This window comes from Mycobacterium sp. EPa45, from assembly GCF_001021385.1.
In the GTDB taxonomy this organism is placed as follows: Bacteria; Actinomycetota; Actinomycetes; order Mycobacteriales; family Mycobacteriaceae; genus Mycobacterium.
The window spans coordinates 1,065,629-1,091,024 of the sequence record NZ_CP011773.1 but is presented as its reverse complement, the minus strand read 5'-3'; the positions used below and the strand labels follow the sequence as shown (position 1 = coordinate 1,091,024).

Annotated in this window: 29 protein-coding genes; 14 read left to right on the top strand and 15 right to left on the bottom strand. The window is 65.1% G+C overall.

What is annotated here, in order from left to right:
* Positions 1 to 287 precede the first annotated feature (287 nt).
* Positions 288 to 596: a protein UsfY gene (gene usfY, locus AB431_RS05025; protein ID WP_047329010.1), complete on the bottom strand. Its 309-nt coding sequence runs from the start codon at positions 594 to 596 to the stop codon at positions 288 to 290.
* A 144-nt stretch (positions 597 to 740) separates the two neighbouring features.
* Between usfY and AB431_RS05020 the strand changes: the two genes are divergently transcribed.
* Entirely contained in the window at positions 741 to 1,496 is a 756-nt protein-coding gene (locus tag AB431_RS05020; protein ID WP_047329009.1) for a hypothetical protein, read from the top strand.
* A 131-nt stretch (positions 1,497 to 1,627) separates the two neighbouring features.
* Positions 1,628 to 2,170 (top strand): hypothetical protein, encoded by a 543-nt coding sequence (locus AB431_RS05015; RefSeq protein WP_144418196.1) that lies wholly within the window; start codon positions 1,628 to 1,630, stop codon positions 2,168 to 2,170.
* A 5-nt stretch (positions 2,171 to 2,175) separates the two neighbouring features.
* Here AB431_RS05015 and AB431_RS05010 read toward each other — a convergent pair whose 3' ends face one another.
* Positions 2,176 to 3,444, bottom strand: coding sequence for an Ig-like domain-containing protein (locus AB431_RS05010; protein WP_047329007.1), 1,269 nt, complete (start codon positions 3,442 to 3,444; stop codon positions 2,176 to 2,178).
* Between the two features lie 204 nt (positions 3,445 to 3,648).
* Between AB431_RS05010 and AB431_RS05005 the strand changes: the two genes are divergently transcribed.
* Positions 3,649 to 4,788 carry a PE-PPE domain-containing protein gene (locus AB431_RS05005; protein WP_052960196.1) on the top strand — a complete coding sequence of 380 codons (1,140 nt, stop codon included), beginning with the start codon at positions 3,649 to 3,651 and terminating at the stop codon, positions 4,786 to 4,788.
* Between the two features lies 1 nt (position 4,789).
* Here AB431_RS05005 and AB431_RS05000 read toward each other — a convergent pair whose 3' ends face one another.
* Positions 4,790 to 6,046 carry an Ig-like domain-containing protein gene (locus AB431_RS05000; protein WP_047329006.1) on the bottom strand — a complete coding sequence of 419 codons (1,257 nt, stop codon included), beginning with the start codon at positions 6,044 to 6,046 and terminating at the stop codon, positions 4,790 to 4,792.
* Positions 6,047 to 6,194: 148 nt separating this feature from the next.
* Between AB431_RS05000 and AB431_RS04995 the strand changes: the two genes are divergently transcribed.
* Positions 6,195 to 7,046: an NYN domain-containing protein gene (locus AB431_RS04995; RefSeq protein ID WP_047329005.1), complete on the top strand. Its 852-nt coding sequence runs from the start codon at positions 6,195 to 6,197 to the stop codon at positions 7,044 to 7,046.
* Positions 7,047 to 7,061: 15 nt separating this feature from the next.
* Here the strand turns inward: AB431_RS04995 and AB431_RS04990 are convergent, their stop codons facing one another.
* Positions 7,062 to 7,613, bottom strand: a complete 552-nt coding sequence (locus AB431_RS04990; protein ID WP_047329004.1) for a bifunctional 2-polyprenyl-6-hydroxyphenol methylase/3-demethylubiquinol 3-O-methyltransferase UbiG — start codon at positions 7,611 to 7,613, stop codon at positions 7,062 to 7,064.
* Between the two features lie 111 nt (positions 7,614 to 7,724).
* On the opposite strand from AB431_RS04990, the gene AB431_RS04985 reads away from it, so the two are divergent.
* Together AB431_RS04985 and AB431_RS04980 are read left to right on the top strand one after the other, a co-directional pair.
* On the top strand, positions 7,725 to 8,654 hold the full coding sequence (locus AB431_RS04985) for a cyclopropane mycolic acid synthase family methyltransferase (RefSeq protein ID WP_047329003.1): 930 nt from the start codon (positions 7,725 to 7,727) through the stop codon (positions 8,652 to 8,654).
* 62 nt (positions 8,655 to 8,716) lie between these two features.
* Entirely contained in the window at positions 8,717 to 9,601 is an 885-nt protein-coding gene (locus tag AB431_RS04980) for a cyclopropane mycolic acid synthase family methyltransferase (protein WP_047329002.1), read from the top strand.
* Here AB431_RS04980 and AB431_RS04975 read toward each other — a convergent pair whose 3' ends face one another.
* Positions 9,602 to 10,852, bottom strand: coding sequence for a KasA/KasB family beta-ketoacyl-ACP synthase (locus AB431_RS04975; RefSeq protein WP_047329001.1), 1,251 nt, complete (start codon positions 10,850 to 10,852; stop codon positions 9,602 to 9,604).
* A gap of 264 nt (positions 10,853 to 11,116) precedes the next feature.
* Here AB431_RS04975 and AB431_RS04970 point away from each other — a divergent pair, with 264 nt between their 5' ends.
* Complete coding sequence (locus AB431_RS04970; RefSeq protein ID WP_047329000.1) at positions 11,117 to 12,496, top strand: DEAD/DEAH box helicase; 1,380 nt, start codon at positions 11,117 to 11,119, stop codon at positions 12,494 to 12,496.
* Positions 12,497 to 12,571: 75 nt separating this feature from the next.
* Positions 12,572 to 12,775 (top strand): cold-shock protein, encoded by a 204-nt coding sequence (locus AB431_RS04965; RefSeq protein WP_036343377.1) that lies wholly within the window; start codon positions 12,572 to 12,574, stop codon positions 12,773 to 12,775.
* A 69-nt stretch (positions 12,776 to 12,844) separates the two neighbouring features.
* Here the strand turns inward: AB431_RS04965 and AB431_RS04960 are convergent, their stop codons facing one another.
* Together AB431_RS04960 and AB431_RS04955 are read right to left on the bottom strand one after the other, a co-directional pair.
* Positions 12,845 to 13,348: a DUF5994 family protein gene (locus tag AB431_RS04960; protein ID WP_047328999.1), complete on the bottom strand. Its 504-nt coding sequence runs from the start codon at positions 13,346 to 13,348 to the stop codon at positions 12,845 to 12,847.
* Between the two features lie 78 nt (positions 13,349 to 13,426).
* On the bottom strand, positions 13,427 to 14,029 hold the full coding sequence (locus AB431_RS04955; RefSeq protein WP_047328998.1) for a TetR/AcrR family transcriptional regulator: 603 nt from the start codon (positions 14,027 to 14,029) through the stop codon (positions 13,427 to 13,429).
* Between the two features lie 224 nt (positions 14,030 to 14,253).
* Here AB431_RS04955 and AB431_RS04950 point away from each other — a divergent pair, with 224 nt between their 5' ends.
* Together AB431_RS04950 and AB431_RS04945 are read left to right on the top strand one after the other, a co-directional pair.
* Positions 14,254 to 14,433, top strand: coding sequence for a hypothetical protein (locus AB431_RS04950; protein WP_047328997.1), 180 nt, complete (start codon positions 14,254 to 14,256; stop codon positions 14,431 to 14,433).
* 137 nt (positions 14,434 to 14,570) lie between these two features.
* Complete coding sequence (locus AB431_RS04945) at positions 14,571 to 15,734, top strand: N(5)-(carboxyethyl)ornithine synthase (RefSeq protein ID WP_047328996.1); 1,164 nt, start codon at positions 14,571 to 14,573, stop codon at positions 15,732 to 15,734.
* A 26-nt stretch (positions 15,735 to 15,760) separates the two neighbouring features.
* Here AB431_RS04945 and AB431_RS04940 read toward each other — a convergent pair whose 3' ends face one another.
* The 5 genes from AB431_RS04940 to AB431_RS04920 all read right to left on the bottom strand — a co-directional run bounded on the left by AB431_RS04940 (position 15,761) and on the right by AB431_RS04920 (position 20,668).
* Positions 15,761 to 16,033, bottom strand: a complete 273-nt coding sequence (locus tag AB431_RS04940; protein ID WP_047328995.1) for a hypothetical protein — start codon at positions 16,031 to 16,033, stop codon at positions 15,761 to 15,763.
* Positions 16,034 to 16,041: 8 nt separating this feature from the next.
* A complete protein-coding gene (locus AB431_RS04935) occupies positions 16,042 to 16,845 on the bottom strand; it encodes a transglutaminase family protein (RefSeq protein ID WP_200902697.1) in 804 nt (267 codons plus the stop codon).
* Positions 16,846 to 17,022: 177 nt separating this feature from the next.
* Positions 17,023 to 18,504: a glycoside hydrolase family 130 protein gene (locus AB431_RS04930; protein WP_047328994.1), complete on the bottom strand. Its 1,482-nt coding sequence runs from the start codon at positions 18,502 to 18,504 to the stop codon at positions 17,023 to 17,025.
* Positions 18,501 to 19,520 carry a hypothetical protein gene (locus tag AB431_RS04925; protein WP_047328993.1) on the bottom strand — a complete coding sequence of 340 codons (1,020 nt, stop codon included), beginning with the start codon at positions 19,518 to 19,520 and terminating at the stop codon, positions 18,501 to 18,503. The genes AB431_RS04930 and AB431_RS04925 overlap by 4 nt, the downstream gene beginning before the upstream one ends.
* Positions 19,517 to 20,668 (bottom strand): glycosyltransferase, encoded by a 1,152-nt coding sequence (locus tag AB431_RS04920; protein WP_047328992.1) that lies wholly within the window; start codon positions 20,666 to 20,668, stop codon positions 19,517 to 19,519. Before AB431_RS04920 ends, AB431_RS04925 begins: the two co-directional genes overlap by 4 nt.
* Before the next feature lie 424 nt (positions 20,669 to 21,092).
* Between AB431_RS04920 and AB431_RS04915 the strand changes: the two genes are divergently transcribed.
* Both AB431_RS04915 and AB431_RS04910 read left to right on the top strand, forming a co-directional pair.
* The gene (locus AB431_RS04915; RefSeq protein WP_047328991.1) at positions 21,093 to 21,548 is read left to right on the top strand and encodes a DUF5994 family protein; all 456 of its coding nucleotides are present in this window, start codon (positions 21,093 to 21,095) and stop codon (positions 21,546 to 21,548) included.
* Positions 21,549 to 21,654: 106 nt separating this feature from the next.
* Positions 21,655 to 23,091, top strand: a complete 1,437-nt coding sequence (locus AB431_RS04910; protein ID WP_082135550.1) for an MFS transporter — start codon at positions 21,655 to 21,657, stop codon at positions 23,089 to 23,091.
* On the opposite strand, the gene AB431_RS04905 is transcribed toward AB431_RS04910, so the two are convergent.
* On the bottom strand, positions 22,984 to 23,484 hold the full coding sequence (locus AB431_RS04905) for a DUF5994 family protein (RefSeq protein ID WP_235435833.1): 501 nt from the start codon (positions 23,482 to 23,484) through the stop codon (positions 22,984 to 22,986). The two genes, AB431_RS04910 and AB431_RS04905, sit on opposite strands and share 108 nt — an antisense overlap.
* 5 nt (positions 23,485 to 23,489) lie before the next feature.
* Entirely contained in the window at positions 23,490 to 23,624 is a 135-nt protein-coding gene (locus tag AB431_RS31405; protein ID WP_255353531.1) for a hypothetical protein, read from the bottom strand.
* Positions 23,625 to 24,080: 456 nt separating this feature from the next.
* Between AB431_RS31405 and AB431_RS31400 the strand changes: the two genes are divergently transcribed.
* On the top strand, positions 24,081 to 24,212 hold the full coding sequence (locus AB431_RS31400) for a hypothetical protein (protein WP_255353530.1): 132 nt from the start codon (positions 24,081 to 24,083) through the stop codon (positions 24,210 to 24,212).
* Positions 24,213 to 24,306: 94 nt separating this feature from the next.
* On the opposite strand, the gene AB431_RS04895 is transcribed toward AB431_RS31400, so the two are convergent.
* The gene (locus AB431_RS04895) at positions 24,307 to 24,804 is read right to left on the bottom strand and encodes a hypothetical protein (RefSeq protein WP_047328988.1); all 498 of its coding nucleotides are present in this window, start codon (positions 24,802 to 24,804) and stop codon (positions 24,307 to 24,309) included.
* 132 nt (positions 24,805 to 24,936) lie between these two features.
* Between AB431_RS04895 and AB431_RS04890 the strand changes: the two genes are divergently transcribed.
* Positions 24,937 to 25,380, top strand: a complete 444-nt coding sequence (locus tag AB431_RS04890) for a DUF5709 domain-containing protein (protein ID WP_047328987.1) — start codon at positions 24,937 to 24,939, stop codon at positions 25,378 to 25,380.
* Positions 25,381 to 25,396: the final 16 nt, after the last annotated feature.

Below are 25,396 nucleotides of genomic sequence, written 5' to 3'. Positions count from 1 at the left end.
GTACCGGGATATCCCAGCAATCCCCATTAGGGGATTAGGGGATCGCAAGGGTGTCCACCGCGACTTCGCAGAACATTTTCAGTCGGATCGCCATTGATACTGTTCAAGGCGCCAATCGTGGACAAGTGCAAATTGTGAACTGATTCACAACCGTTACCGATATATTGACATCCAGGTAAGTATCAGCAAATCGCTAATTTGCATATCCCCACGTCGAAGGCGGTCTTGCGCGGGCGCGCTGGCCAGTGCGCACCCCGTGCCGCCTCGGGTGCGAGCGGACCAATCCGCTAGGCCGCGTGATGCGGCGGGCGGTTGTGATGGTCCGCCAGCCAGCGCCGCTCGACACGCACCACCCGGTGGTGCTCGGCCATGATCAGCAGGGCGCCGACTATCAGCAGCCCGGCCGCGATCGAGCCCAGCGCCAAGAGCATCTCGTGATGGTTATAGGCCAGCGCCGCGATGACGCCCACCAGTCCCACCACACCCAGTGCAATGAGGAACAAGCCGGGAAGCCACAGCGTGTCTATGAATGATTCGCCGGCGTGCGGTTGTGTTGTGCGGGAGTGATCGACCGGATCGCGATAGGCACCCTTCATCCCGTCTCCCTTCCGAGCAGGAACACTCTTCACGGTACTCCGGATGTGAGCCAGATCACAGCGCACACAGGAGCCCGCGGCGTACTGCCGATTTACGTGTACGTCATTTAGACTGTCCCCATCGACGCTTCCCGGGGGGGACCAATGAATGGCTCGATCAGCAAGCTTGATGCCACATACCGCATCGCCGCCGCCGGCATGGCCGCCGCAGTCGCCATAAGTCTTTTCTCAGCACCCAACGCCGCGGGTTGCACGCCCACGCAAACACCGCACATCCGCGGGACACAGGTGCAAGCCGATGCCATCGAGCTGACGGCTGCAGCCCTGAGCATCAACCCGACTCCGACGACACCCGTGCGCAGCGCTTCGGCGACACCGCAGGCCAACGTCACAGTCCAACAGCTCCAGTCTGCAGTGACCGCGGTGGCGTCTACCGCTGCCCTCATCGCCTTGACCCCGGTCTGGTATGCAGCGTTCCCCGTGACAATTCCCGCGAGCATCGTCATCGCCGCCTTCTTCGGAGGGGTTGTGCAGATCACCGGTGTCAGCATCAACCCGATCACCCTTCTCGGGCTGGGCCTGGCGGGGTGGGCGGTCGGTCCGATCGTGCTCGTCAGCGCGGTCGCAAAGGCGGCGGGCGACTACCTCAATTCACTTGGCGCGCCGCCAGACCCAAGCCAGTCGACCGCATCGTCCGTCGTCTCACCGACCGTGCGCCAAGCTCGCCAGCCGTTGCAAGGTCTGGCGGGCTCGAAACGAACCGGCAGCCCGAGCACCAACGCGAACCGGACTCCGTCGTCGCATCGGACCGCCAAGGACACTGCTACCCACCCAGACCAGAAGAACCGCGCGACAAAAGCCAACTCGGGTCGTGGCACGAGCAAGAGGACTCAACCTTGAGGCTCACCGCCGCCACAGCCGCCGCAGTTCTTGCCGCCGTTCTCGTAACTGCCACGGACACAACAAGTCTCGCTGACCCACGGCAGGCACCGGCGATCGAGGTGCAGACGCATGCGGTTGCACTGACCGCAGTGGAGCACTTCACAACAGCGACCACGTCACCGAACCGCACCGCTTCCGCCACCCCGCAGGCCAACGCGTCCGGGCCGAATGTCGACAATCTGACCAGGGCTGCGCTGCTGATCGCGCTGGCGCCGGTTTGGTATGCAGCCTTCCCGATCACCCTGCCGGCGACGGTTGCGCTCTTCTACTTTGCGGAGGTTGCGATCTCCTGCATCAGCGCCTGCGGCGTCGGCGTCGACCCCCTCGCGGCACTCGAATTCGGCGTCTCGGCCTGGGCGATGGCCCCCGTCGACCTGATTCAGGACGCAATCAGAAACCTTGTCCCACAACCCATATCAGCTGCAGCAGCGCGAACCAAGCTGGCGCCGAGCCCGCCCAGAATGGCTGCGTCGTCCCGTCGAGACCACAATCGAGGCTTGACCGGCAGCGCACGCATCAACACCAAGCGGGCATCGTCCCAGCATCGGGCCGCCAACGATACGTCCACACCCGGCAGCACAAAGCGCGGCGCTACCGCCCGCTCAGGCCGAAGCACCAGCACGAGGCCCTGAGCTGCCTACGGCTTTGGCGTCAGTGCGCTGCCCTTCAGCCACTCACCCCAGGGCAGTGACCAGTCGCCGTTCTGCCAGATCTCCAGCTTGGGACCGCCGGTGTTCTTGACCTCCACCACATCACCGGGCTGGGAGAAGTTGAAGAACCACGACGCGTTCGCTCCGTTGAGGTTCAGGCAGCCGTGCGAGACGTTGGTGTTGCCTTGCGCCCACGTGGTTTCGTTGAGCTGGTGCAGGTAGATGCCGTCGGTGCTGATCCGCGTGGCGTACGGGATCTTCACCTTGTAGCCCATCGACGAAGCCACCGGAAGACCGTAGGTCGACGAGTCCATGGTCACCGACTCCGCCTTGTCGATCACGGTGTACACCCCGGGTGGCGTCCAGAACGAAAACGTCCGTCCCGCAATGGTTTGGTAACCACCTTGGCCCATCGACGTGGGCATCGCCCGGACCAGCTTACCGTTGTCGAACACGCTGACCGTCTTGGTGGTGTCGTCGGCGATGGAGACGTGCGCGTCACCAATTGTGAAGGTGGCCTTCTCATTTTCGTCGCCGTACATCCCGTCGCCGACGCGCACGCCGAAGATGTTGGCGGCCACGGACACCGTCGTTCCCGGCGCGTAGTACTTGGCCGGCCGCCAATGGGCGGTCCTGTCGTCCACCCAGTACCACGATCCCTGCACGGGCGGGTTGGTCGTCACCACCAGGTTGCGTTCCGCGGCGGCCTTGTCGGCGATGTCTTCATCGAAGCGCGCGGCGATGATCGTGCCGATTCCGTAGCGCGTCTCCTCGTGGATCGGCAGCCCACCGGGCGTCTCGAGATACACGTGGGTGAGGTAATCGGGCGAGGCGGTCGAGAACTTCGTCGTCCGCGCCAGCGGCACACCGCTCGCCCCCTGGCTGTCCACCTTCATCGTGTAGGTGCGCCCGTACTTGAGCGGCTGGGCCGGCTGCCACGACGCGCGGTCCGGCGACAGCGTGCCCGGCAGCGTGTTGCCGTAGTCGTCGACCAGCGAGACGTTGGTCAGTCTGCCCCCCACCACCTGGGCGGAGACCCGGCTCAGCGGACTGAGGTCGGTCGAGCCGTTGGCCGGTGTGATGCCGAGCAACGGTGGCCTCGGCGGTGCGGGCGGCAACTGCACCTGGGCGGTCGCGGTGGCGGTCTTGCAAACGCCCTGGCAGCCCGGCAGCCCGGCGACGTCACTCACCAGGACGCTGAGGAGTAACACCCCCACCACGAGGCCGATCGTGCGTGCACGACGGGAAAAGTCCACCGAAAATCACTCCAGAACAGGTCGACGATGAGTTGCCGGCGTCACCATTGACGCCTGAATCATAGACGTCCACCGGCCCCTGATGTCACCTGGCGAAGCACGCTGTTGGGCCCACCTGCAGCAAACATCCAATCATGAGCGAAATCTAACTTTTCCGGCCCCCGACGCGGCTAATGTGGACCAAGAAGATCGGGGGATTTTCAGATGAGCAAGCGCATGCGCCGCGCAAGCCACAGCCTGATCGCCGCGACTGTGGTGGTGGCCGTCGGCGTGTCGGCCCCAACGCCCGGCCCGGTGGCTTCACGGCGCGCCGTGACCTCGAGGATCGAGCTCTCGGCGGTCGTGACACCCGGCACCGCCACCAACCCGGACGCTACGGGCATCGACGACTTCTACGGCGTCGATTGGAACGCCACCTACGGGCCGACCGTGGTCGCGACATTTCATCTACTGCGCGATCAGATCCAGGTCGATGCCATCGACGACGCCCTCAAGAGCAACCCCGAACCGAACGTCGTTCTGACGTCCGGTCGTGGCGCCGGCAACGCCAGCGCACTCATCAGCTCCTATGTCCGCGACGCCGACCCGACGCTGTATCGCACCCAGTGGCTGCTGGACAACAACATCGACCGCCCCAACGGCGGGTACGCCACCCGGCTGCCGTTCTTCGCCGCGGTGGGGGTGAACCCGTGCCCGACGCCGACGACCACCGGGGCCGACATCATCGACATCGGCTACGAGTACGCCTGGAACTCCGATGTCCCCCTCTACATCACCAACCCGCTGGCGCTGCTGAACTCGATCACCGAGTACGCCTACCGCTACCGCAGGCAAGACTCCGTCGTCCTGCCCGATGCGCTGCTCAATCCCGACGGGTCAGTGAATTTCGGTGCCGCGCCGGGCCATTACGTCGTCGACACCGACGGCGCCGTCAGCTTCGCCCCACTGTCGGCCGACAACACCACCGTCTACGTGACCTACAAGTCGAACGGGCTGGCCATCCTGCGCCCGTTCCGCGACTTCGGCGGCAAGGGCGGCCAGATCTTCGCCGACCTCGTCGAGCCTGCACTGAAAGTGATCATCGACGCCGGATATCCGAACAACGACCCGCTCAGCGCGCCGGATGTCTATACGCCGATGCGGCTCTTTGCCCCACCGAAGGTGCTGCTGACCGCGGCCGAACGGCTACCCGCTGCCATCGAACAGGGAATCGCGGCGGCCATCGCCGACCTCAAGTCCCGTCCCAAAGCGGCCCCGGCCACCAACAAGCACGCAACCACCAAGAAGCACGCAACCGTCAAGAAGGCCGCCGGGTCGACCGGCACCGGGCACTCCAAGCGATAACTCAGTGCAGCGCACTGCCTTTGAGCCACTCGCTCCACGGCAGTGTCCAGTCGCCGTTCTGAGTCAGTTGCAGGGGCGGGCCGCCGGTGTTCTTGACCTCGACGACGTCCCCGGGCACCGAGAAGTCGTAGAACCAGGCGGCGTTATCACCGCTGAGGTTCAGGCAGCCGTGTGAGGTGTCGGTGTTGCCCTGCGCCCAGACCGTCGCGTTCAGCTGGTGCAGGTAGATCCCGTCCGGACTGATCCGTGTGGCGTACGGGATGGTCTCGCGGTAACCCAGTCGTGAGTTGATGGGGAGACCGTAGGTGGAGGAATCCATGATCACCGGGTTGGCCTTGTCCATCACGGTGTAGACGCCGGGCGGCGTCCAGAACGTCAGCGTCTGGCCGCCGATCGTTTCGCTCCCGCCCCTGCCCATCGAGGTCGGCATGGTGCGAATCAGCTTGCCGTTGTCGAACACGCTGACCTGCTTGGTGGTGTCGTCGGCGACCGAGACGTGCGCATCGCCGATGGTGAACGTCGCGGCGGAGTCCTGCGCGCCGTAGAGGCCGTCGCCGAGCGGCACCCCGTAGACGTTGGCGCGTACCGTCACCGAAGTGCCTGGCGCATAGTACTTTTCGGGACGCCAGTGGGCGGTCTGGTCGTCCATCCAATACCAGGATCCGCGCACCGGCGGGTTGGTGGTGACCGACAGGTGCCGCTCGGCGGCGGTGCGGTCGCTGATCGGCTCGCCGAAGTGCGCGACGACGACGGTGCCGATCCCCAACCGGGCACCATCGATCGGCTGCCAGCCGGCCGCGGTGAACGACACCTGGGTCTGGTCGCTGGGCACCAACGTCTGGAAGGTCGACGACATCGTCGACGGCACGCCGCCGGGGCCTCGGGCGTCAACTGTGAGGGTGTAGGAGCGCCCGTAGCCCAGCGGCACGGTCGGCTTCCAGGTCTTGAAGTCCGGAGTAACGACGCCCGGGACCGGTTTGTCGGCGTCGTTGACCATCGTGACGTGGGTCAGCACACCGGTCTTGGCCACCACGTTGATGCCACCGAGCGGGTCGACGTCGGTCGCGCCGTCTACGGGGGTGAGGGAGACGGCGGCCGGATCCTTCGACGGCGCCGGCTGCGGGTTGCGGGCGGCCGCCTCGGTTCGGCAGTGCTCGGGGCAGCGCGGCGCGGAGGAGACGACGACTCCACCGAGGACGGCCAGCACCGCCAGAACCACGCCGAGGCAGGCTCCGCGCGCACGACGACTCAAGGTCAACTTGTTTGCTCCATGCGAATTTACGAGATTGGCCACTGTTGGCGGGATACCCAGATCTGCGGGGCTCCTGAAGCATAGACGTTTCGGGAGCGCCTCGCGTTCGAGCAAATGCGCGTGCCGCGTTACAACATGGACAAGACTTGAGCACATGACCGAACCCGGTGCTGCACGCGTTGCGGTGTACCTCGACTTCGACAACATCGTGATCTCCCGCTACGACCAGGTCAACGGCCGCAACTCTTTTCAACGCGATAAGGCCAAGGGCCTGGAGCCCGCCAAGCTGGCCCGGGCACGCGTGGATGTGGGCGCGATCTTGGATTTCTCGTCGTCGTTCGGGACGGTGGTATTGACGCGGGCGTATGCCGACTGGTCTGCCGACGTCAACGCCGAGTACCAGCAGCAGCTGGTGGGCCGTGCCGTGGATCTGGTGCAGCTGTTCCCCGCCGCGGCCTACGGCAAGAACGCCGCTGACATCCGACTGGCCGTTGACGCCGTCGAGGACATGTTCCGCTTACCCGACCTCACCCACGTCGTGATCGTGGCCGGCGACTCCGACTACATCCCGCTCGCGCAGCGCTGCAAGCGGCTGGGCCGCTACGTTGTCGGCATCGGCGTGGCGGGTTCGTCGAGCCGCGCGCTGGCGGCGGCCTGCGACGACTTCGTCATCTACGACTCGCTGCCCGGGGTCCCGGTATTCGAACCGGCCGCGAGCGACGATGCGCCGAAGCGGACCAAGCGCACGAAGTCCGCCGACAAGGAGCCGCCCGACCCGCAGACCGTGGCCACCGCGCTGCTGCAGCGGGCGTTGCAGATCGGCCTGGACAAGGACGACGCGGACTGGCTGCACAACTCGGCGGTCAAAGCACAGATGAAGCGGATGGACCCGTCGTTCTCGGAGAAGTCGTTGGGTTTCAAGTCGTTCAGCGACTTCCTGCGATCACGCACCGATGTCGTCGAGCTCGATGAGAGCTCTACGACCCGGATGGTCAAGCTGCGCTGACCGCCGACGGTCCGCTCATGGCCGCTCCCCTGCCTTCCGCGCAATCAGCCAGGCCGCGCCGTCGCGTTCACCCGCACCCAACGTTTGCAGATCGGCGAAGGCGTTCTCGAGCTCGCCGGCGCGGGCGCGAAACGGTCCCGGCTCGGCGCCGACCTCGCTGAGCACACTGATCGCCAGCACGCCGTCGGGCGCCAGTCTGTCGATGATCGACGGATACACGGCGGGATCGCGGAATCGATGACAGAGAATCACCGCGGCCGGCGGACCCGGCGGCAGCCCGTCATCCAGGTCAGCTACCCAGAACCGGCACCGCTCGGCGACTCCGCGACGCGCGGCCAGGTCCTGCGCCTGCCCGATCGCGACGGCCGACACGTCAACACCCCACACGGTCAGGCCGCGCTCGGCCAGCCATACCGATGCCGCCCCGAACCCGCAGGCCAGTTCCAGCGCCAGACCCGTCGTCGGGATCAAATCCGCGTACGGCGCGAACACCGCGGGCAGTTGCGGCGAACCCGCGATCCGGCCCGCATACTTGCCGTCCCAGCGGACCCGGTCGGCGTCGGACACGGTTCTCACCGTAGCCGCCGAAATCTCCCCGACCGTCGGGGATTGGGATCAAGCTGAGTGGGTACACCATCGGGTCGAATCGATACCCCCCTGCCTTGAGGACGGAAATCTGTGACTGACGCATCCCGTACATCGCCTCCCTCGTCCCAGTGGCTGTCGAAGTCGGCGTCGCAAACCCGCGGTTCGGACAAGAAGGAAGTCCAGTTCCACTACGACATCTCCAACGACTTCTTCAAGCTCTGGCAAGACCCCACCCAGACCTATAGCTGCGCCTACTTCGAGCGCGACGACATGACGCTCGAAGAAGCGCAGATGGCCAAGGTCGATCTCTCGCTGGGCAAGCTCGGCCTGCAGCCCGGCATGACGCTGCTGGACATCGGCTGCGGCTGGGGCTCCACGATCCAGCGCGCCGTGGAGAAGTACGACGTGAACGTCATCGGACTCACGCTGTCGGAGAACCAGAAGCAGCACATCGAGCAGAACCGGTTCCCGAACATCGACACCGACCGCAGCATGGAGGTCCGGCTGCAGCCGTGGGAGGAATTCGACGGCAAGGTCGACCGGATCGTGTCGATCGGCGCGTTCGAGCACTTCGGCTTCAACAAGTACGACGACTACTTCAAGAAGACCTTCAGCTGGCTGCCCGACGACGGCGTGATGCTGCTACACACGATCATCATTCCGGAGGACGAGGAGATCAAAGCCAAGGGTCTTCCGCTGACGATGTCGCGGGTGCGCTTCATCAAATTCATCATGGACGAGATCTATCCCGGCGGCCGGCTGCCGCTGGCGTCGATGGTCCGCAAGCACGCGGTGGACGTCGGCTACAACGTCACCCGCGAGCAGCACCTGCAGCCGCACTACGCCCGCACGCTCGACACCTGGGCGGCCAACCTGCAGGCCAAGAAGGACGAGGCGATCGCGATCACGTCCGAGGAGATCTACGAGCGCTTTGACAAGTACTTGACTGGATGTGCTGATCTCTTCCGCAACGGCTATACCGACGTATGTCAGTTCACGTGTGAAAAGGCAATCAGCTAGCCTCTTTTCATAGTCGGCGTCGTTACGGCGTGCACATCTCAAGAAGAGGGGGTCGGCCGACGATGGCGGAAAGTGGTTCGGGCTCAACGCAGCTGCGCCCGGCCTACGAAGATGTCCAAGCGCACTACGATCTGTCGAACGAGTTCTTTGCGCTGTTCCAGGATCCGTCGCGCACCTACAGCTGCGCCTACTTCGAGCGCGAGGACTCCTCGCTCGAAGAGGCGCAGCTCGCGAAAATCGATCTGGCGCTGAACAAGTTGGACCTGATGCCCGGGATGACGTTGCTCGACGTCGGCTGCGGCTGGGGTTCGGTGATGAAGCGCGCTGCGCAAAGATTTGACGTAAACACTCTCGGCTTGACCTTGAGTCGTAACCAGCGCGCATTGGGGCAAGAGGTGCTGGACGCGGTCGACACCAAGCGATCTCGGCAAATCCAGCTACGCGGCTGGGAAGAGTTCGACGAGCCGGTCGATCGGATCGTCAGCATCGAGGCGTTCGAAGCGTTTCCCAAGGATCGCTATGCCGCGTTCTTCGACACCTGCTACCGGGTGATGCCTGACGACGGACGAATGGTGTTGCAGACGATCATGGGTCATCCGCTGAAGCGCTGGCCGGAGCTCGGCATCCCGATCGTGATGTCCGATCTGAAATTCATGCGCTTCATCGCCAAGGAGATCTTCCCGGGCGGGGCGGTGCCATGCGACGAGGACGTCGTCGAGTTCTCCGAGAAAGCCGGGTTCTCGGTGGCTGAGCTGGAGTACCTCACGCCGCATTACGTGCGCACGCTGGACATCTGGTCGGAGCGGTTGGAGGCCGCACGCGACCGCGCAATCGAGGTGACGTCGGTCGAGGTGTACGACCGCTACATGCGCTACCTCGTCGGCTGCTCGGACTTCTTCAACCGAGGAGTGTCCGAGGTCGGGCAGTTCACCTTGGTCAAGCGCTGATCACGCCGCGCCGAACGCCAGCACCACGTTGTAGCCGCCCATCCCCATCGTGTTACTGACCGCGTAGCGGTAGTCCGCCCGCCGCGGCCGGTCGACCACCACGTCGAGGTTGATCTCGGGATCGAGGTCCTTCACGTTGCGGGTGGCCGGCACGACACCGTCGCGCAGCGCCTGCACGGTGAGCACCGCCTCGACCGCGCCCGCGGCACCCAGCGAGTGCCCGAGTGCCGCTTTGGGTGCGTACACCGCGGGACTGTGCTCGCCGAAGGCGCGCCGAATAGAGCGAGCCTCGGCGAGATCGCCGAAGGTCGTCCCGGTGGCGTGCGCGTTGACAAGATCGATGTCGGACGGCTGCAGCCCGGCCAGGTCGATCGCGTGGGTGATGGCGGCACCCGCGATCTCACCGCTGGGATCGGGTTGGACGTCGTCGTAGGCGTCCGAGTTCGTCGACGCACCCATCAGGCGAGCCAGGATCGGCGCGCCACGGGCCTTGGCGTGCCCCTCGGTCTCGATGAGCAACATCGCTCCACCCTCGCCGAGCACCATCCCGTCGCGGTGCCGGTCGAAGGGGCGGCATGCCCCGGCCGGGTCGTCGTTGTTGGTGGACAGGATGCCGAGCTCGTTGAACGCCCCGACGGGCACCGCCTCGACCCGCGTCTCGACGGCACCGCAGATCGCGACGTCGGCTTCGCCCAGGACGATGTGCCGCCACGCCTGCGCGATCGCGCCCGCCCCCGAGGCGTCGGCCATGATCGGGGCGATGACACCCGCCTTGGCCTTGCGTTCCAGTCCGACGGCCGCGGCCGGCGCATTGGGCATATGCATCTGTACGGCTAGTGGCGACATCGCCTTCAGACCGCGAGCGTGCCAGTCGACGGCACCCTCGGCGATCTCCTCGGTGTTGGCCAGGGCAGTACCGATCGAGACCAGCAATCGGTTCGTGTCGACCTCGGGTGTGCCGGCCGCCTCCCAGACTCGCCGGCCCAATACGGTGGCCATTTTGCCCAGATAGGACAGCCGGCGGCGTTCGACGCGGTTGAGCTGTTCATCGAAGTCCTCGCGCAGCGATCCGCCGATCCGTACCGGCGATTCGTACTGGTCGACGAACCATTTGTCGAGCAGGCGAATGCCGCTGCCGCCATCGAGAAGCTGCTGCCAGGTCTCCTCGGCGTCCGCAGCGATGGCGGTCGTCGACGACACGGCGGTGACCACCACATCGGGAAGTCCGTCGCCGGTCCGCAGCGCTGTCATACCCGCTGACCCCCTCGGTCGCGTCTAGTGCGGCGAGTGATACCCGTTACCGCTTGAGATTATCCTCGCTCGATGCTGTTATGCTGATGACAACGTTGGCTGCTCGACAGAACCGCCAACACGTCGTGGAACACCTTCACTTCACCGGCGCATCCGCCCTGCGGAGGCCGAGTTCAGCTGATCAGTGCACCCAAGCACACAGTCTCGCGGCGATCGATTTTGCCCACCGGCAATCTCGCCACATCTCGATGCCTGAAAGGCTTCATGAAACCCGAATCAACGTTCGCCGACCTCGGCGTGCGCCCCGCTTTGGTGCGCGCACTGACCGACAACGGCATTATCCATCCCTTCCCCATCCAGGTCTCGACGCTGCCGGACACTTTGGCCGGCCGCGACGTACTGGGCCGGGGAAAGACCGGCAGCGGCAAGACGCTGGCGTTTTCCATCCCGCTGGTCAGCCGCTTGGCCGACAGCACCCGTCGGGCCTCCCGCCCCTCTGGTCTGGTGCTGGCGCCGACACGCGAGCTGGCCACCCAGATCACCGCGGCACTGCAACCGCTGGCTGACGCCTGCGGTCTGAAAGTCACCACGATCTTTGGTGGCGTGCCGCAGAACAAGCAGGTCAAGGCGTTGCAGGCGGGTGTCGACATCGTGGTCGCGTGCCCGGGCCGCCTGGAAGACCTGATGCGGCAGCGACTGATCACGCTCGACGCGGTCGAGATCACCGTAATCGATGAGGCCGACCACATGGCCGATCTGGGCTTCCTGCCCGGTGTCACCCGGATTCTCGCTGCCACTCCGGCCGGCGGGCAGCGTCTGCTGTTCTCGGCGACGCTGGACAACGGCGTGGACAAGCTGGTCAACCGGTTCCTGCGCGACGAGGTGTCGCACGCGGTCGACTCCGACACGTCCCCGGTGGACGCGATGACCCATCACGTGTTCCATGTGGCCGGCGTCGAGGCCAAGAAGGACTTGGTGCATGCCCTGGCTTCGGGTACCGGACGCCGAATCCTGTTCCTGCGCACCAAGCATCACGCCAAGAAGTTGGCCAAGCAGCTGACCGAGGCCGGCATTCCGTCAGTTGACTTGCACGGCAACCTGTCTCAACCGGCCCGCGATCGCAACCTGGCGGCGTTCACCGCCGGTAAAGCCCGCGTACTGGTAGCCACCGACATCGCTGCGCGCGGCGTTCACGTCGACGACGTCGAGCTGGTCGTCCACATCGACCCGCCGGCCGAGCACAAGGCGTACCTGCATCGCTCGGGCCGCACCGCACGTGCGGGGCGGACCGGTGACGTGGTGACCGTGGTGCTGCCCGAGCAGCGCCGCGACACCCAAGCGCTGCTACGCAAGGCCGGCATCAAGGCCACGCCGCAACACGTTTCGGCGGATTCCGAACCGGTGCAGGCATTGGTCGGCGAGGTCGCCCCCTACCAGGCACCGGCACCCGCTCCGGCCGTGGCGCAGCCGCGCCGTTCGTCGGCACCGGGGCGTGGCCGTACTGGTGGGCAGCCTCGCGGTGGCCAGCCTCGCGGTGGGCAGTCGCGTGGTGGACAGTCCACCGGCAACCAACCCCATAATGGTGGTGGCCAGCCCGGCCGCCGCCGGTCCCGTCGGCCGCGTTCCGCGGTTGGCGCCAAATAGATTTCGTTCCGGCGGGCCCGCCAGAACGAGCAAGGGATGCCTTCGGCATCCATCTGAATGAGAGAAGAAGAATAGATGGCACAGGGAACTGTGAAATGGTTCAACGGCGAAAAGGGCTTCGGCTTCATCGCTCCTGACAGTGGCGAGCAGGATCTGTTCGTGCACTACTCGGAAATCCAGGGCAATGGCTACAAGTCGCTCGAGGAGAACCAGCGAGTCCAGTTCGAGGTTGGACAGGGACCCAAGGGCCCCCAGGCAACGCGGGTTTCCGCGGTCTGACTCGGACCCCATACCACAAGCAAGGGCTGGTACGGCAATGCCGTACCAGCCCTTGGCTTTTGAAGAGCTTTACTGAGTCTTGGCCACCGGGCTCGCGATGGTGCGATTGGCCGACGCCGCGCTTTGCGTTCGGGCGGCCTCCACCACCAGACGGGCTATCGCGCTGGCCGGGACATCCGGGTCGTCGTCGACGTCCGGCACGGCAGCGGCCTGACGCAAAACCATCCGGGCGAACGTCTGCGTGGTCATATGCGGGATGACTATCAGCCGGGCGCATCCGCCCCGGCCGACGACGACCATGATGCGCTGACGAATGTCGTTCCAGCGCATATTGCGTACCGCGGTTGAGAAGTGCCCATCCAGGATGGGCGCCGCATCTGTCGGTGACCAGTTGAGGTTGATGTCGAGGATTTCACCCAGCGGGGTGTGCAGCACATCGATCAGGTCCGGCAACTCACTGGCCATTGAGCCGGAGTGCGGCCACCATGCTCCGTCAATGTCACCGCCCAGCACTGGATTCAGGCTGAGGCGAACCGGGCGGGCAGTTCGGCGCGGGCCGCTCATCCCGTTCATCAGAAGTCCTCACGATTGCCGGGTGATCCGCGGACTGCGACGACTGCTGAGCGCGAAAGGTTTCCTGTGAACAGTACCTCAGTTCGGGGGTTCGATCAGTTGCCGGATCGTGTCGCACACCGTCACCAGCGTGTGCTCGTCCCGGGTCGACAAGGTCAACACGAACGAACCCTGGATCAGCGCGAGCACCACGTCGGCGAGATCCGCGGCCGGGCGATCCCGGCGGACGTCACCGCGCTCTTGGCCCGCCGCGAACAGCGCTGAAAGCCGCGCTTTCCACCCCTCGATCTGCCCGGCGAGCTGCGGACGGAAGACGTCGGAGGTGGCGGCCACCTCGGTGGAGAATTTTCCGGTCAGGCAGGCCGTCTGATAGCCCGACTTGATGAAGACCTGGGACATGTCGCGGTAGTACCCGGTCACCTGGTCGGCGGTGGACAGGTCAGTTCTGGCGACCCATTTGGCGACCAGTTCGCCCTGGGACCCCATGTACCGGCTCAAGACGGCTTGGCCGAACGCATCTTTGGATCCGAAGTGGTGGTAAAACGACCCCTTCGGCACGCCGGCCTCAGCGAGGACCGCGTCGATCGTGGTCCCGTGGAAGCCGTTTTCGTAGAACAACTTCGCGCCAGCGCGGAACAGTCGCTCCTTGTGCGAGAGCGCCGCTTCCTGCTGCGTCGTCATCGAACCGCCTTCGAACCATCGGTGAACTGGGCTTTCCCAACTATAGATCGCTTCGGACCGCGATTAGACGATGTGGCCTAGACCACATCGTCTAGACCAAGACGACTAGACGATCTAGTCTAGCGCAGAGGGGGTTGACCGAACGGAGAACCGTCAATGAGAACGACTTGCGAGCGGCCCGGCATGACGCCTCGGTACCTCACCGCCTGCCCAGAGGCCCGGTAATGGTCGCCATCGGAGCCGGCGGTCTGTCGCCGGCACGCTTCCTCAGCCGAGTCGCGGCGTGGTTTCGGGCACCGGCGTTCGGCGAACGTGAATCCCGGGACAAGACAGCGCATTTCCCGCCCCGGCGGCCCGGCTTCGTGGAGCAGGCGTCGATGTCACGGGAGATGTACCGCCTCTGATGTGACACTCGGTTCCCGAGTCCGGCCCCAGGTCCACTGGTCGACCGCTGAGCTATGGTTTGTGTGCGGTGGCAGGCAACCGCGCACCGCGCAGCCAAGCCGTCGAAGCACCGAGCTCGGGAACAGAGGCCTATTGCATGTCTAAAAGCTCTGAGGACTCCAAGCTTTCACTGGGCGTGCTCGCTCGGTCACGCAAGGAGAACGAGCTTCGGCTGCCCATCCATCCTTCGCATATCGAGAGAATCGACCCCGCACTGCGGCAGCGGATGTTTCTCGAGCGCGGCTTCGGCGAGCACTTCGGCGTCACTGACGAGACGCTCGCCGGGCAGGTCGCCGGAATCAAGCCGCGCGAGCAGCTGATCGCCGAGTGTGACGTCATACTGCTGCCCAAAGTCCAAGCCGAAGACCTCGCGGACATGAACGTCGGACAGGTGGTCTGGGGATGGCCGCACTGCGTTCAGGACACCGCCTTGACGCAGGCCGCCATTGACCGGCGGTTGACGATCATCGCCTTCGAGGCGATGAATCACTGGAATGCCGATGGTTCCTTCGCGCTCCACGTGTTCCACAAGAACAATGAACTCGCCGGCTATTGCTCCGTACTGCATGCGATGCAGTTGGCGGGCACCACCGGCAGTTACGGCCGACGGTTGCGGGCGGCGGTGATCGGATTCGGCGCGACTGCTCGCGGTGCGGTCACCGCGCTCAACGCGCACGGCGTCGACGATGTGCGGGTGCTCACCAACCGCGATGTGGCCGCGGTCGCCTCGCCGATCCACTCCACCCAGATCTTCAAGATGTGGCAGGACTCCGACGCCGGCGGGCGTACCTGGGTGGACACTCCCGACGGTCCCGTGCCCGCAGCGACCTTGCTCGCCGAGAACGACATCGTCGTCAACTGCGTCCTACAGGATCCCGAGGCGCCCCTGGTCTTCGTGACCGCAGACGAACTCGATGCGTTCGCTCCCGGCAGCCTGATCATCGACGTCTCCTGCGACACCGGGATGGGCTTCAGCTGGGCCCGGCCGACATCGTTCACCGACCCGGTCATCACGGTGGGTTCCGACGTGTATTACTACGCGGTCGACCACAGTCCGTCCTACTTGTGGAATTCGGCAACGTGGGAAATCAGTGAGGCGCTGCTGCCGCATATCTCAACAGTCCTGGCCGGACCGAACGCCTGGGACAGCAGCCCGACAATCTCCCGGGCTGTCGAGATTCGCGACGGCGTTGTCCGCAACCCGACGATCTTGTCGTTCCAGCATCGCGCGGCCGACTACCCGCACCGCGCAGAGCGGTAACCACCAGTCCCGGCTCGGGTCTGCCGTTATCTCAATGGGTTCAGGTTGACGTTGAACGGGTCCGAATCGGTAGCTTCGACCGCGAATTGGAGCCAGAACCGGGAATTGAAGAACAGCGGGCTTCCATCAACATCAACCTTGAGCACCGCATCGGCCATCAGCTCATAGCCGGTGGCGTCCGGGTAGCGAGTCACGCGCCCGTCGGCTTGGTGAATCTGTATATCCATACCGCAATTGTCATCCCAAAGCGGGGACAGGACGGACGATCGACTCGTTTCGATGACGCCGGCGGCCTTCATCGCTGGGCTTACTGGATCGATACCAATTGATCGATCGAGTCCCGGGGCAGATCACCGTCGACGATCGCCATGACCTCCAGCCTGTTCAGCGTGATCGCGCCCTTGTGGTTGTCCAGGAAGGCGATGTCCGCCGCGTCACGGCCGGTGGCAATCCGCACCAGGGATTGCCGCGGCGCCAAGAGCGTTCCGTCGACGACCCTCCACTGTCCCCGGACGTACGCCTCGGCGACGGCGTGAAAATCCATGGGGTACAGGCCCGGTGCGTACACCGAGACGACGCGGGCGGGGACATTGACCGCCCGCAGCAGTGCGACCACCAGGTGGGCGTAGTCACGGCATACCCCCGCACCCGCCAGCAACGTGTCGACCGCTCCGTCGATCGGGTCGCTGGAGCCGGGCACATAGTTCAATCTGGTTCCCACCCAGGACGCCACGTGCTCCAGGAGCGATTCCGAATCGAGGTAGGTGCCAAACTCCGTTGCGGCGAAGCCGTAGAACTTGTCCGCCTCTGCATAGCGGCTGGGGCGCAGGTACATTGACAAGTCGTATTCCGTCACCGGCGCAGGGCTTGTTTGGCCCGTGATCGTCGCCTCGTACGCGACTGTCAGGGTTCCCTCCCGAACGTCGAGTTTGTGGATTCGGTTGCCATGCTCACCGCTGATCTCCACCGCTGAGGCCGGGGACCCATCCAGAACGAATGACAATGCCTCGGACACCTCGGCACCCGGGTGTGGTGCGACGGCGATTTGGAACTCCAATGTCGTCGGACCGGTGATCTCGACCTCGAGCTGGGCGCCCACCTCTCGCTTCATACCGGCCATGATGCCCTGCCGGGCTGCTCGGCGCTCAACTCGACCGGACTCGCGAAGGAGCCGACGTCAAGGCGGGTAGCCCGCACAAGCTCCGCCCGACGCCTTCGGAATCCCAAAACGCCCCGGCTGCAGTAGTTCCCGCTGCCATTCAAGCGTCGCGAGCCATCCGGCGGACGGTCATCGCACCCCGAGCGCCGACATCAGGTCCGACATCGCAACAGTCGCAAACCCGATCGAGACGTCGCCGATCCCGTAGGGCACCACCAAGGTGCCGGCGTGAACGATTGCGCCGCAGGAATAGACGACGTTGGGGACATAACCGTTCTGCTCGTCGGGCGCGGGACTGAGCAGCGGCTCGTGCAGGCGGCCGATCACCTTCGTCGGGTCATCGAGGTCGAGCAGCAATGCCCCAATCCGGTAGGTGCGCATCGGGCCGACTCCGTGAGTGAGCACCAACCATCCGGCATCGGTCTCGATCGGCGAACCGCAATTTCCCAGTTGCAGCAGCTCCCATGCCTCGACCGAGCGCTGGCACGCGCGCGCGTCCGTCCACACGAATGGGCGATCCGAATACGCGATCGAGTTCGACTCGCGATCCGCCCTCGACAACACCGCGTACCGGCCGTTGATGCGACGTGGAAACAATGCCAAACCCTTGTTGGCCGCGGCGCGCCCAACCATCGGCCTCGAGGTGAACGACTGGAAGTCGGTCGTCTCCAACAGCTGTTGCCTGATGTGCGACCCACTGTAGGCGGTGTACGTGGCGTAGAAGGTCACGGAGCCGTCGTCGTCGACAAAGCGAACGAAGCGCGCGTCCTCCATACCGGCCTGTTCGGCGTCCATCGCCGGCCACAGCACGCGTTCGGAAATAGGCATCTGGTAAGGAAATTCGACCGCGTAGCTCCTGTCGGCGATCGCGCGGATCTCAGAGATGGTCTCGAGCGCTCGTCCACGCGTACGCGAATGAGACTGCAGTTGGACCAGCCTCTCCTCGAGGTCGGCGCGGGTGAATCGCTCACCGAGGGTTTCCAGGACGTAGTCGGCCGCTTCCCCGTCATCGTCGAGCCGCTGAAGTTCGCTGCGGAACACTGCGGCGTCCAAAAGTCCGGTCGCCGTCGCGCCGACAGTGGCGAACGGACCCAGAGGGTCGATCCGGGGACATCCCGTCGCATCAACCACACCGGTCCGGAACCCGATCGACGACCGGTGACCTTCGCCAATGCCTCGCACGCTCAAGATGATTCGTAATTCACCCGCGGCCGTCCCGGATTGGTCAGGGTGCGCCACGACGCTGGGATTGCACAGCGCGGCGCCTTCGATCGCGTACTCGCTGGTGAAGGTCGCGCCGACTAGCACCATCCGGGCGTCGGACACATGCGCATCCGGCCGCAACCGGTCGGCGAGTTCGCGCGCATGCCGGCGGAACGTCCCGCCCAGATCACGATGCCGGCTGTCGAATCGGCTGATCACGTCATCCAGCGAACGCAAAACCTCGTCTTCACTGAGCGCGAGGATGCGCGCGAGCACCGCTCCCGCCCGCGAGTCCTGCTGCTCGAAACCTTCCTGCCCAGGCACGAAGAGTCGGGTGACGACCCGCGAGCTATCCGCCGCCAGCCGCAATGGGACGCGTCTGGCGAGATCAACCTCCATCGACGTCATCTCTGCAGCAACGATATTCGCCGGTTGTGCTGCATCGTCGAGATCATTGCCAACGTCGACTCAGTGCCTTGATTGAGGTTGACCCCGTCGGCCCGCAGTCCGTCATATCCACCGCCGGTCACTGGATCCCACATGGGGTGGCCCGCGTCGTTGTCACCGGTGAACCAGGACAAGGCACTTCGCAGTCCGTCGTTCCATCGAGCGCCGGGGTCGACGGCAGCAGCGCGAGCACACGCGTCGGCCAGAGCCGCGACCTCGATCGGCTGCTGGTCGAAGGCCGGTCTGGTGTCGCCGGGGCCTCGTCCGGCGACGGGAGTGGGCGACAGGTGCCCGTCGAAGGTTTCGATATCCAGGAGCCACGCCAACAGGTCCAGCCCCTGTTGCCACAGCTTCGGTGCCTCCAGCGCGACGCCCACGCCGATGATCGCCTCGGCCAGCACCGCATTGGCATAACGCAGGCGTGGCTCGGGCCAGGGCCAGTCGGGATCGCCGTTCGGCTTGGGTATCGAGACCGCGTAATCGGTGGCCAACTTGAGGGCAGCATCATGGTCGGGATGGACCGAAAGAACTTCAACGGCGCCTAAAGCTGCGTATGCCATCGCGCGCGGATAGCTCGAACGTCCTTGCGCGGCGCGCTCGAACTGCACGAGCGCCGACTTGCGCACCCACACCACGTCGCTGTGCGCTACCGCTGTGCCGAGTCCCCAGATGCATCTGCCCCAACAGTCGTCGAGGCTCGGCTCGTCTAACCAGTTGCCGGCAGCGTCCATTCGGTTGCGGCAGGCACCACCGAGGGCTTGGGCCTCGTTCAGGAACCGCACGGCAACGCCGGCCAGCCGATTGACCTCGCCGGAAGCACCCGGCTCACGAGTGGCGACGACAAGCACGCGGGCCATGTCGTCAGTGCAATAGCCGTGCTCGGGCCGCGGCTGATCCAAACATGCATGCTCGAAGGTCCCACGATGGTCCGTCATCCGCAGCAGCTGGTCGAAGTTTGGAGTCGGTGTGTCGCTCATACGAGAGCCGACGTCCTGGAACACAGACGGTGCGACAGAACCAGATAGTCTTTGGCAACCACTGGCCAGGCCATCGTGGGCGCCAAGAGGCGTGCCCTTGCCGCCATCTGTCCGGCCATCCGCGGCTGCGTGAGCACCGAGTGCAGGGCCGAGGTGAGTGCCCCCGTGTCACCGTGCGGCACGACGATTCCGGTGCCGTCACCGAGCAGTTCGGCCGCGTGCGGGAACGCGGTTGCCACGACCGGACGTCCGTTCGCGATGGCGTCAACCAGTACACCCGACGTGACCTGTTCGGTGGAGTCGTAGGGCAAGACCACCGCAGCGGCCGACTGGATCAGCGCGCCAAGCGCCTGGGTGTCCCGGTAACCGACGTCGAAGCTCACTGAGTCCGCGACTCCACGGGCGATCGCCCGCTCCCGCAGTGAATCCAGGTAGGCGTTTCCATCAGCAGCGAGAACCTTCGGATGGGTGCGGCCGGCGATCAGATAACGGGGCCGGCCGGGTAGTTCACGAAGCGCGACCATGGCATCGATCACTCGCTCGATACCCTTGCCGGGCCCGAGCAGGCCCCAGGTCAGGAGCGTCGGGCGACCGGCGCGTTTGACATGAGCCTTGGCGGTCACGATCGCCCCATGCGGGATCGTGGTGATCTTGCGGTCGTCGACTTCGTAACCCCGACAAAGACGTTCGCGCGCAGCGGTGGTCATCACGACAACCTGATCCGCTTGGGCGACTATCGTCTCCAGCACCCAACGTTGGTGTGGCGTCGGATCTTTGAGCACGGTGTGAGCAACAACGATCGTCGGAACCTGTACCCCACGGATGATGTCGACGACCTCTTCGCCGTCAGGTCCGCCATAGATCCCGTACTCGTGTTGGATGACCGCAACGTCGGATCTGTTCAGCAGTTCCACGCCGGCGGTCACCGATGCCGGCACACCGTTGACCAACTCCCCGATGACCTGGACGTCGCCACTGGGCGGTCCATCGGCAATCCGAATTACGTCGACGGCTGCACCGTTGGCGCGGAGGCCCTCGGCCAGCGCTGCGCTGAAGGTGGCCAGTCCGCACAGTGTGGGCGGATACGTACTCAGAATTCCGACTCGCGGCACACCGGAAAAGCCTTGGCGGTGAATGCCGATCGGCATGCCTGCTGGAAGGAAGGGTTGAAAGTTCAAGGTGATCCCGTCTTGCGGTCTATCACCGACGTGCCCGGCATGAGCGGATGCTCGGCGAGTCAGCGGCGGACGGCTGAGTCATTCCGGACTGGCTGAATTCCCAACACCACCTACCCTACACCCCGCGACCAGGCGATGAACCACCTCGACGGCCGGCCCGACAATCGAACGGCGCTGTGAAGAATCCGCCACCGCTGAGCGCACGTCGCCGCTTGCGTCGTCGATTTCCACTGGGAACGAACAATTTCCGAGCAATTCACCGGACTCGTCAGTTGATGCGTGAGTCATCGACTATGCGAGTAGGCTCGAACGTACAGCGGTGCTTCGCGCGATCACTTCTCGCGTCACGTCCGGCCATCGATGTCGGTTTCACGGCCGCAGTCAGGAGCGTCCGATGACGCAACCAGAAGTTCGCCCATCAGTCGGCTGGAAAGAGCCACCACCACAGGCGACACCTCGTCTACGACTCAAGCCGAAGGGTCCCCGGACGGGTCGCGTCGACGGGGCCTGGTGGCCGCACAGCGGAGACCTCGAGGCGGAAGTCCCCGATCTACTCGCTGTGCTGTCGGTGCGGCTTGGACCGATCAGCGACGTCCTCTACAAAATGACGGACTGGGTGAAGACCCGCAGCAAGATGCGAATCGGCGGACGGCTCGTCCGGCTCGCCGGCTACAACCGCCAGCGAAGCAACACGGTTGAAGTGCAGGGGCTCGGCGGCGGGAAGCTCGTACTGCTCGTCGTGCCGGCCGGGACGGATCCCGATCAGGCGCACGCCGTCATGATGGCGGCCGCGGCTCCGGACAATGCCAATACCGTCGACGAACTGCTGGCAGCGGGCCACACCCGCTAGGTGAGGACCCTGGCGCCGTCGTCTGATCGGGGGACAGCGTCGTCAACCGCCAGGTTCCGCCGCTCAGCCGATACCCGTGGCGCCCGCGCCAGCCGACGATTGCGGCATGGATACACGCATCCGCCGGGTCGCTCTCGCCAGCTATGTCGGCTCGGCGATCGAGTACTACGACTTCTTCATCTACGGCACCGCGGCAGCGCTGGTCTTCCCGCATGTCTTCTTCCCGCACCTGAGCCCGCTGACGGCGACGATCGCTTCGCTGGGCACCTTCGCGGCGGCATTTCTGTCCCGGCCGATCGGCGCCGCGGTGTTCGGACACTTCGGCGATCGCATCGGACGCAAGAACACCTTGGTGTTCACGCTGTTGATCATGGGTGCCTCCAGCGTCGGCGTCGGCCTCATCCCGAGCACCGCGACGATCGGTGAGGCGGCCCCGCTGTTGCTGATCACCATGCGGCTGCTGCAGGGCTTTGCCGTCGGCGGGGAGTGGGCCGGCGCGGCATTGATGAGCGCCGAGCAGGCGCCCGGAGGCAAGCGCGGCTACTACTGCATGTTCACCCAGTTGGGCCTCGGCACTGCCCTGGTGTTGGGCAATCTGGTGTTCCTCGGGGTGCACGGCGCCTTCGGTGACGCCGAAAACGCTTTCCTGCAATGGGGTTGGCGCATCCCGTTCCTGATCAGTGCCGTCCTGCTGGCGGTCGCGATCTACATCCGGCTGCACGTCGAGGAGAGCACGGTGTTCACCGAGTCGGCCGCCGAAGAGCACCGCGGTGTACCGATCGCCGATGCAGTGCGCCGGCAGGGCCGTGAGGTGGTCCTGGCGGCCGGTGCGGTGATGGGATTGTTCATGCTCGCCTTCCAGGTCGGCACCTACTTCCCGAACTACGCGGTGAACCACCTGCATTACGACGAGGACTTCATCCTGCTGGTGGGAGTGGCAGGCGGCGTGTGCTCGCTGGTGTTCGTCGCCGCTTCAGCGATCCTCAGCGACACGTACGGCCGCCGGCGCATCCTCGGACTCGGAGCCGCTCTGGCCCTGCCATGGACGTTGGTGCTGTTCCCGCTCGTCCAGTCGGGGGACCCCGTCCGGTACGGGCTCGCGATCATCGGCACCTACGGCATCATCGGAATCATGATGGGGCCCTTGGCCGCATTCATTCCAGAGATCTTCTCGGTTCGCTACCGCTACAGCGGTGCCGGTCTTTCCTACAACGTCGGCGGCATCCTGGGTGGCGCGCTGCCCCCGGTGCTCTCCCCCATGCTGCTGTCGTCGTACGGCAGCTGGTCGATCACCGCGATGATGGCCGCCTTCGCCGTGGTCAGTCTGGTCAGCGTGCTGCTGCTGACCGAGACAGCCGGACGCGGCATGGGCATGCCGGATGCAGCTGGATCGGATGAACCGGTGAACAGCGATGCGCCGGCGCCGGCTAATTCGTCAGGGCGCGGCGACTTTCACGTCGGTGGCCGTCCCGGAGACCTCGGCCGACCACGCGGAGCACTCGAGCTTTGCGGTGCGGACCACGGCGTTAGCGGTGTCGCATAACGAACTGTCGTGCTCCTCACCCAGAGGCATCGACGCCGCACGGCGCATGACCAAGCGCGCCAGTCCCGCGGATGTCGAGCTGGGCACCACCATCAGCCGTGCGCAGCCGATGCGGCCGGAGACAATCATCAGCCGGTGCTGTCGGTCGTTCCAGCCGTGCATCGACACCGAACCCGACGTCAGCTTCTTGAGAACGGGGGTGCCGGACGCCGAAGACCAGTTGATGTTGATGTCGACGATCTCACCCAGCGCCGGGTGCAAGGCCCCGATCAATTCCGGCAGTTCGCGCGCAAGCGCGAAGGAATGCGGCCACCAGGCGCCATCGATGTCGCCCCCGAGGAAGGGGTTGAGCGTCACACGTACCGGGCTGGCGAGGCGCCGAGTCCCGGACATGCCGTTCACGACGACGCTGGTTCGGAGGCGTCGTACTCGGTTCGGCCGGAGAAAATCGGGTGCCGGACAGGCTCGTTGGCCGTCTCGTAGGCGACGTCGGTCTTGTCGACAGGATGAGAGAAGAGGTCGGAGCTTTCCATCTGGGGGAATTCCTCACGCGATAGCAGTGTCGATCCGTGGACGTGACGTAACAGGCCGTCCCCGCCAATGCTGACCGGATCTACGCCCCACACTACACCCCGGGGCGCTTTGGGCTGCCGGTCGACGCCGGGTAGCGGTCCACTGCCGCCATTGGGCCAATTAGGACATCCGGGATTGTGGGTGCAATCGAAGTAGCGCCGCCGCATGACCGGTCGTCCGCATCGGCGTGCTGCTGTCACCAATCCCGTTGGGAGAGTTGCTCGTTCAATGCCCCGAATGCCGGGCAGCACACCCTGGTGTCGGCGATACCGATGCGCTGATCGCGCGTGCACGAGCGAAAAATTTTGCGGGACAGCCAAAACTCGATTGGCAGGGATTGCATTCCCGTTTCGGGAATCCGGCGTAGAGTCCAAAGGACCGGGACCACCATCAGGCCCCCTATTGAAGGGCCGACGATGTCCGACAAATCCCCGCGACAGGCGATGTCCAAGAAGTCCGGCAAGTCCCTGAAAGAGAAACGGGCCGACAAGCGCTCCAAGTCCGATGGGCCGCCGATGCAAACCGTGGCGAACGCCAAGGCCCGCTAGTCCGGAACGGCCGATGCACGGAGATCGCATCGGATCACACTCGCGGACAACACCTTTCGCGACCGATCGCTCGCGGAGCGAACAGCCTCGTTCGTCAGGACCCGCGTGAGACGGTGACGTGTGGGGAAAAGCTGTTGCCGCCCGACGTCCCGCCGCCACCGGCCGGGACATGGCTCTGCCGGATCGGAAACGCCGGCTGCGACTTCGTGCTCGGCGCAGGCGCCGGTGCCGGTGCCGGTGCCTGTTCCTGCACTGTGGCCTTCGGGGTGTAGGCCGGCTTCTGGACGTAGGTCGGCTGGGGGGTGTAGGTCTCTGTGGGGGCCGGCGCGGCGCTCGGCTCCGGGCTCGGTGGCGCCGGTGTCTCCGGCGCGGGAACCGGCGCCGGGGGTGGTTCGACGACGGAAGGCTGCGGGGGCAGATTCACGGCCGGATCGGTCGCGACGGGCTCAACCGCCGGGAGCTCGCCAACGACAGGCTTGACGGTGTCGCCGTAGGCCAACGCAGAAGCGCCCGCTACTCCCGCGATGCCGATCCCGGCCAACGCCCATGAGGTCACGGCGGCCCGGCGAAATCCGGAACGAGGTGAGTCCATGCACAGATGGTGGCGATCGATTCTTTATGAACTCAAAGAACTGGGGCCCGCGCGGGCGCGATGACGGAGGTTCGGGCCGCTGGTGACCAAAGTCCCCGTGGCCGCGCTCCGGCGTCGTGCCATTCTGGAGCTGTGACCAATTGGGACGACAGCACTGACACCGGCGAATACAGCGTCGAGGACGACAACCAGCTCCAACCCGAGGACACCCTCGTGGATCGGGGCGTCGACGACATCCTCGACGAAGGCATTTCCCCTCCCGAGCGACCGGTCGCCCGCACGAACTTCGACCACCCGGGCCCGGAGACGCTCGACGAGCTGCTGGCCGAGGAGGAGCCCGATCCGCTGTCCCGGCTGAACAACGTGCTCGACGAGCTGGACGGCAAGCAGCCCGACGACTCGGAGTTTCCGGAGGACGACGAGGTCGGCCGGACGCGATCGGGCAGGCTGGTGGCACCTGATGCGGGGTTCGGCGAGGACGACGAGTCCGAGCTCGTCGCCGAAGACGTCGGCATCGACGGCGGCGCGGCCTCCGCGGAGGAGGCTGCCATGCACGTCATCGACAACGAAGACTGAGCGGTCCGTCCCGGGC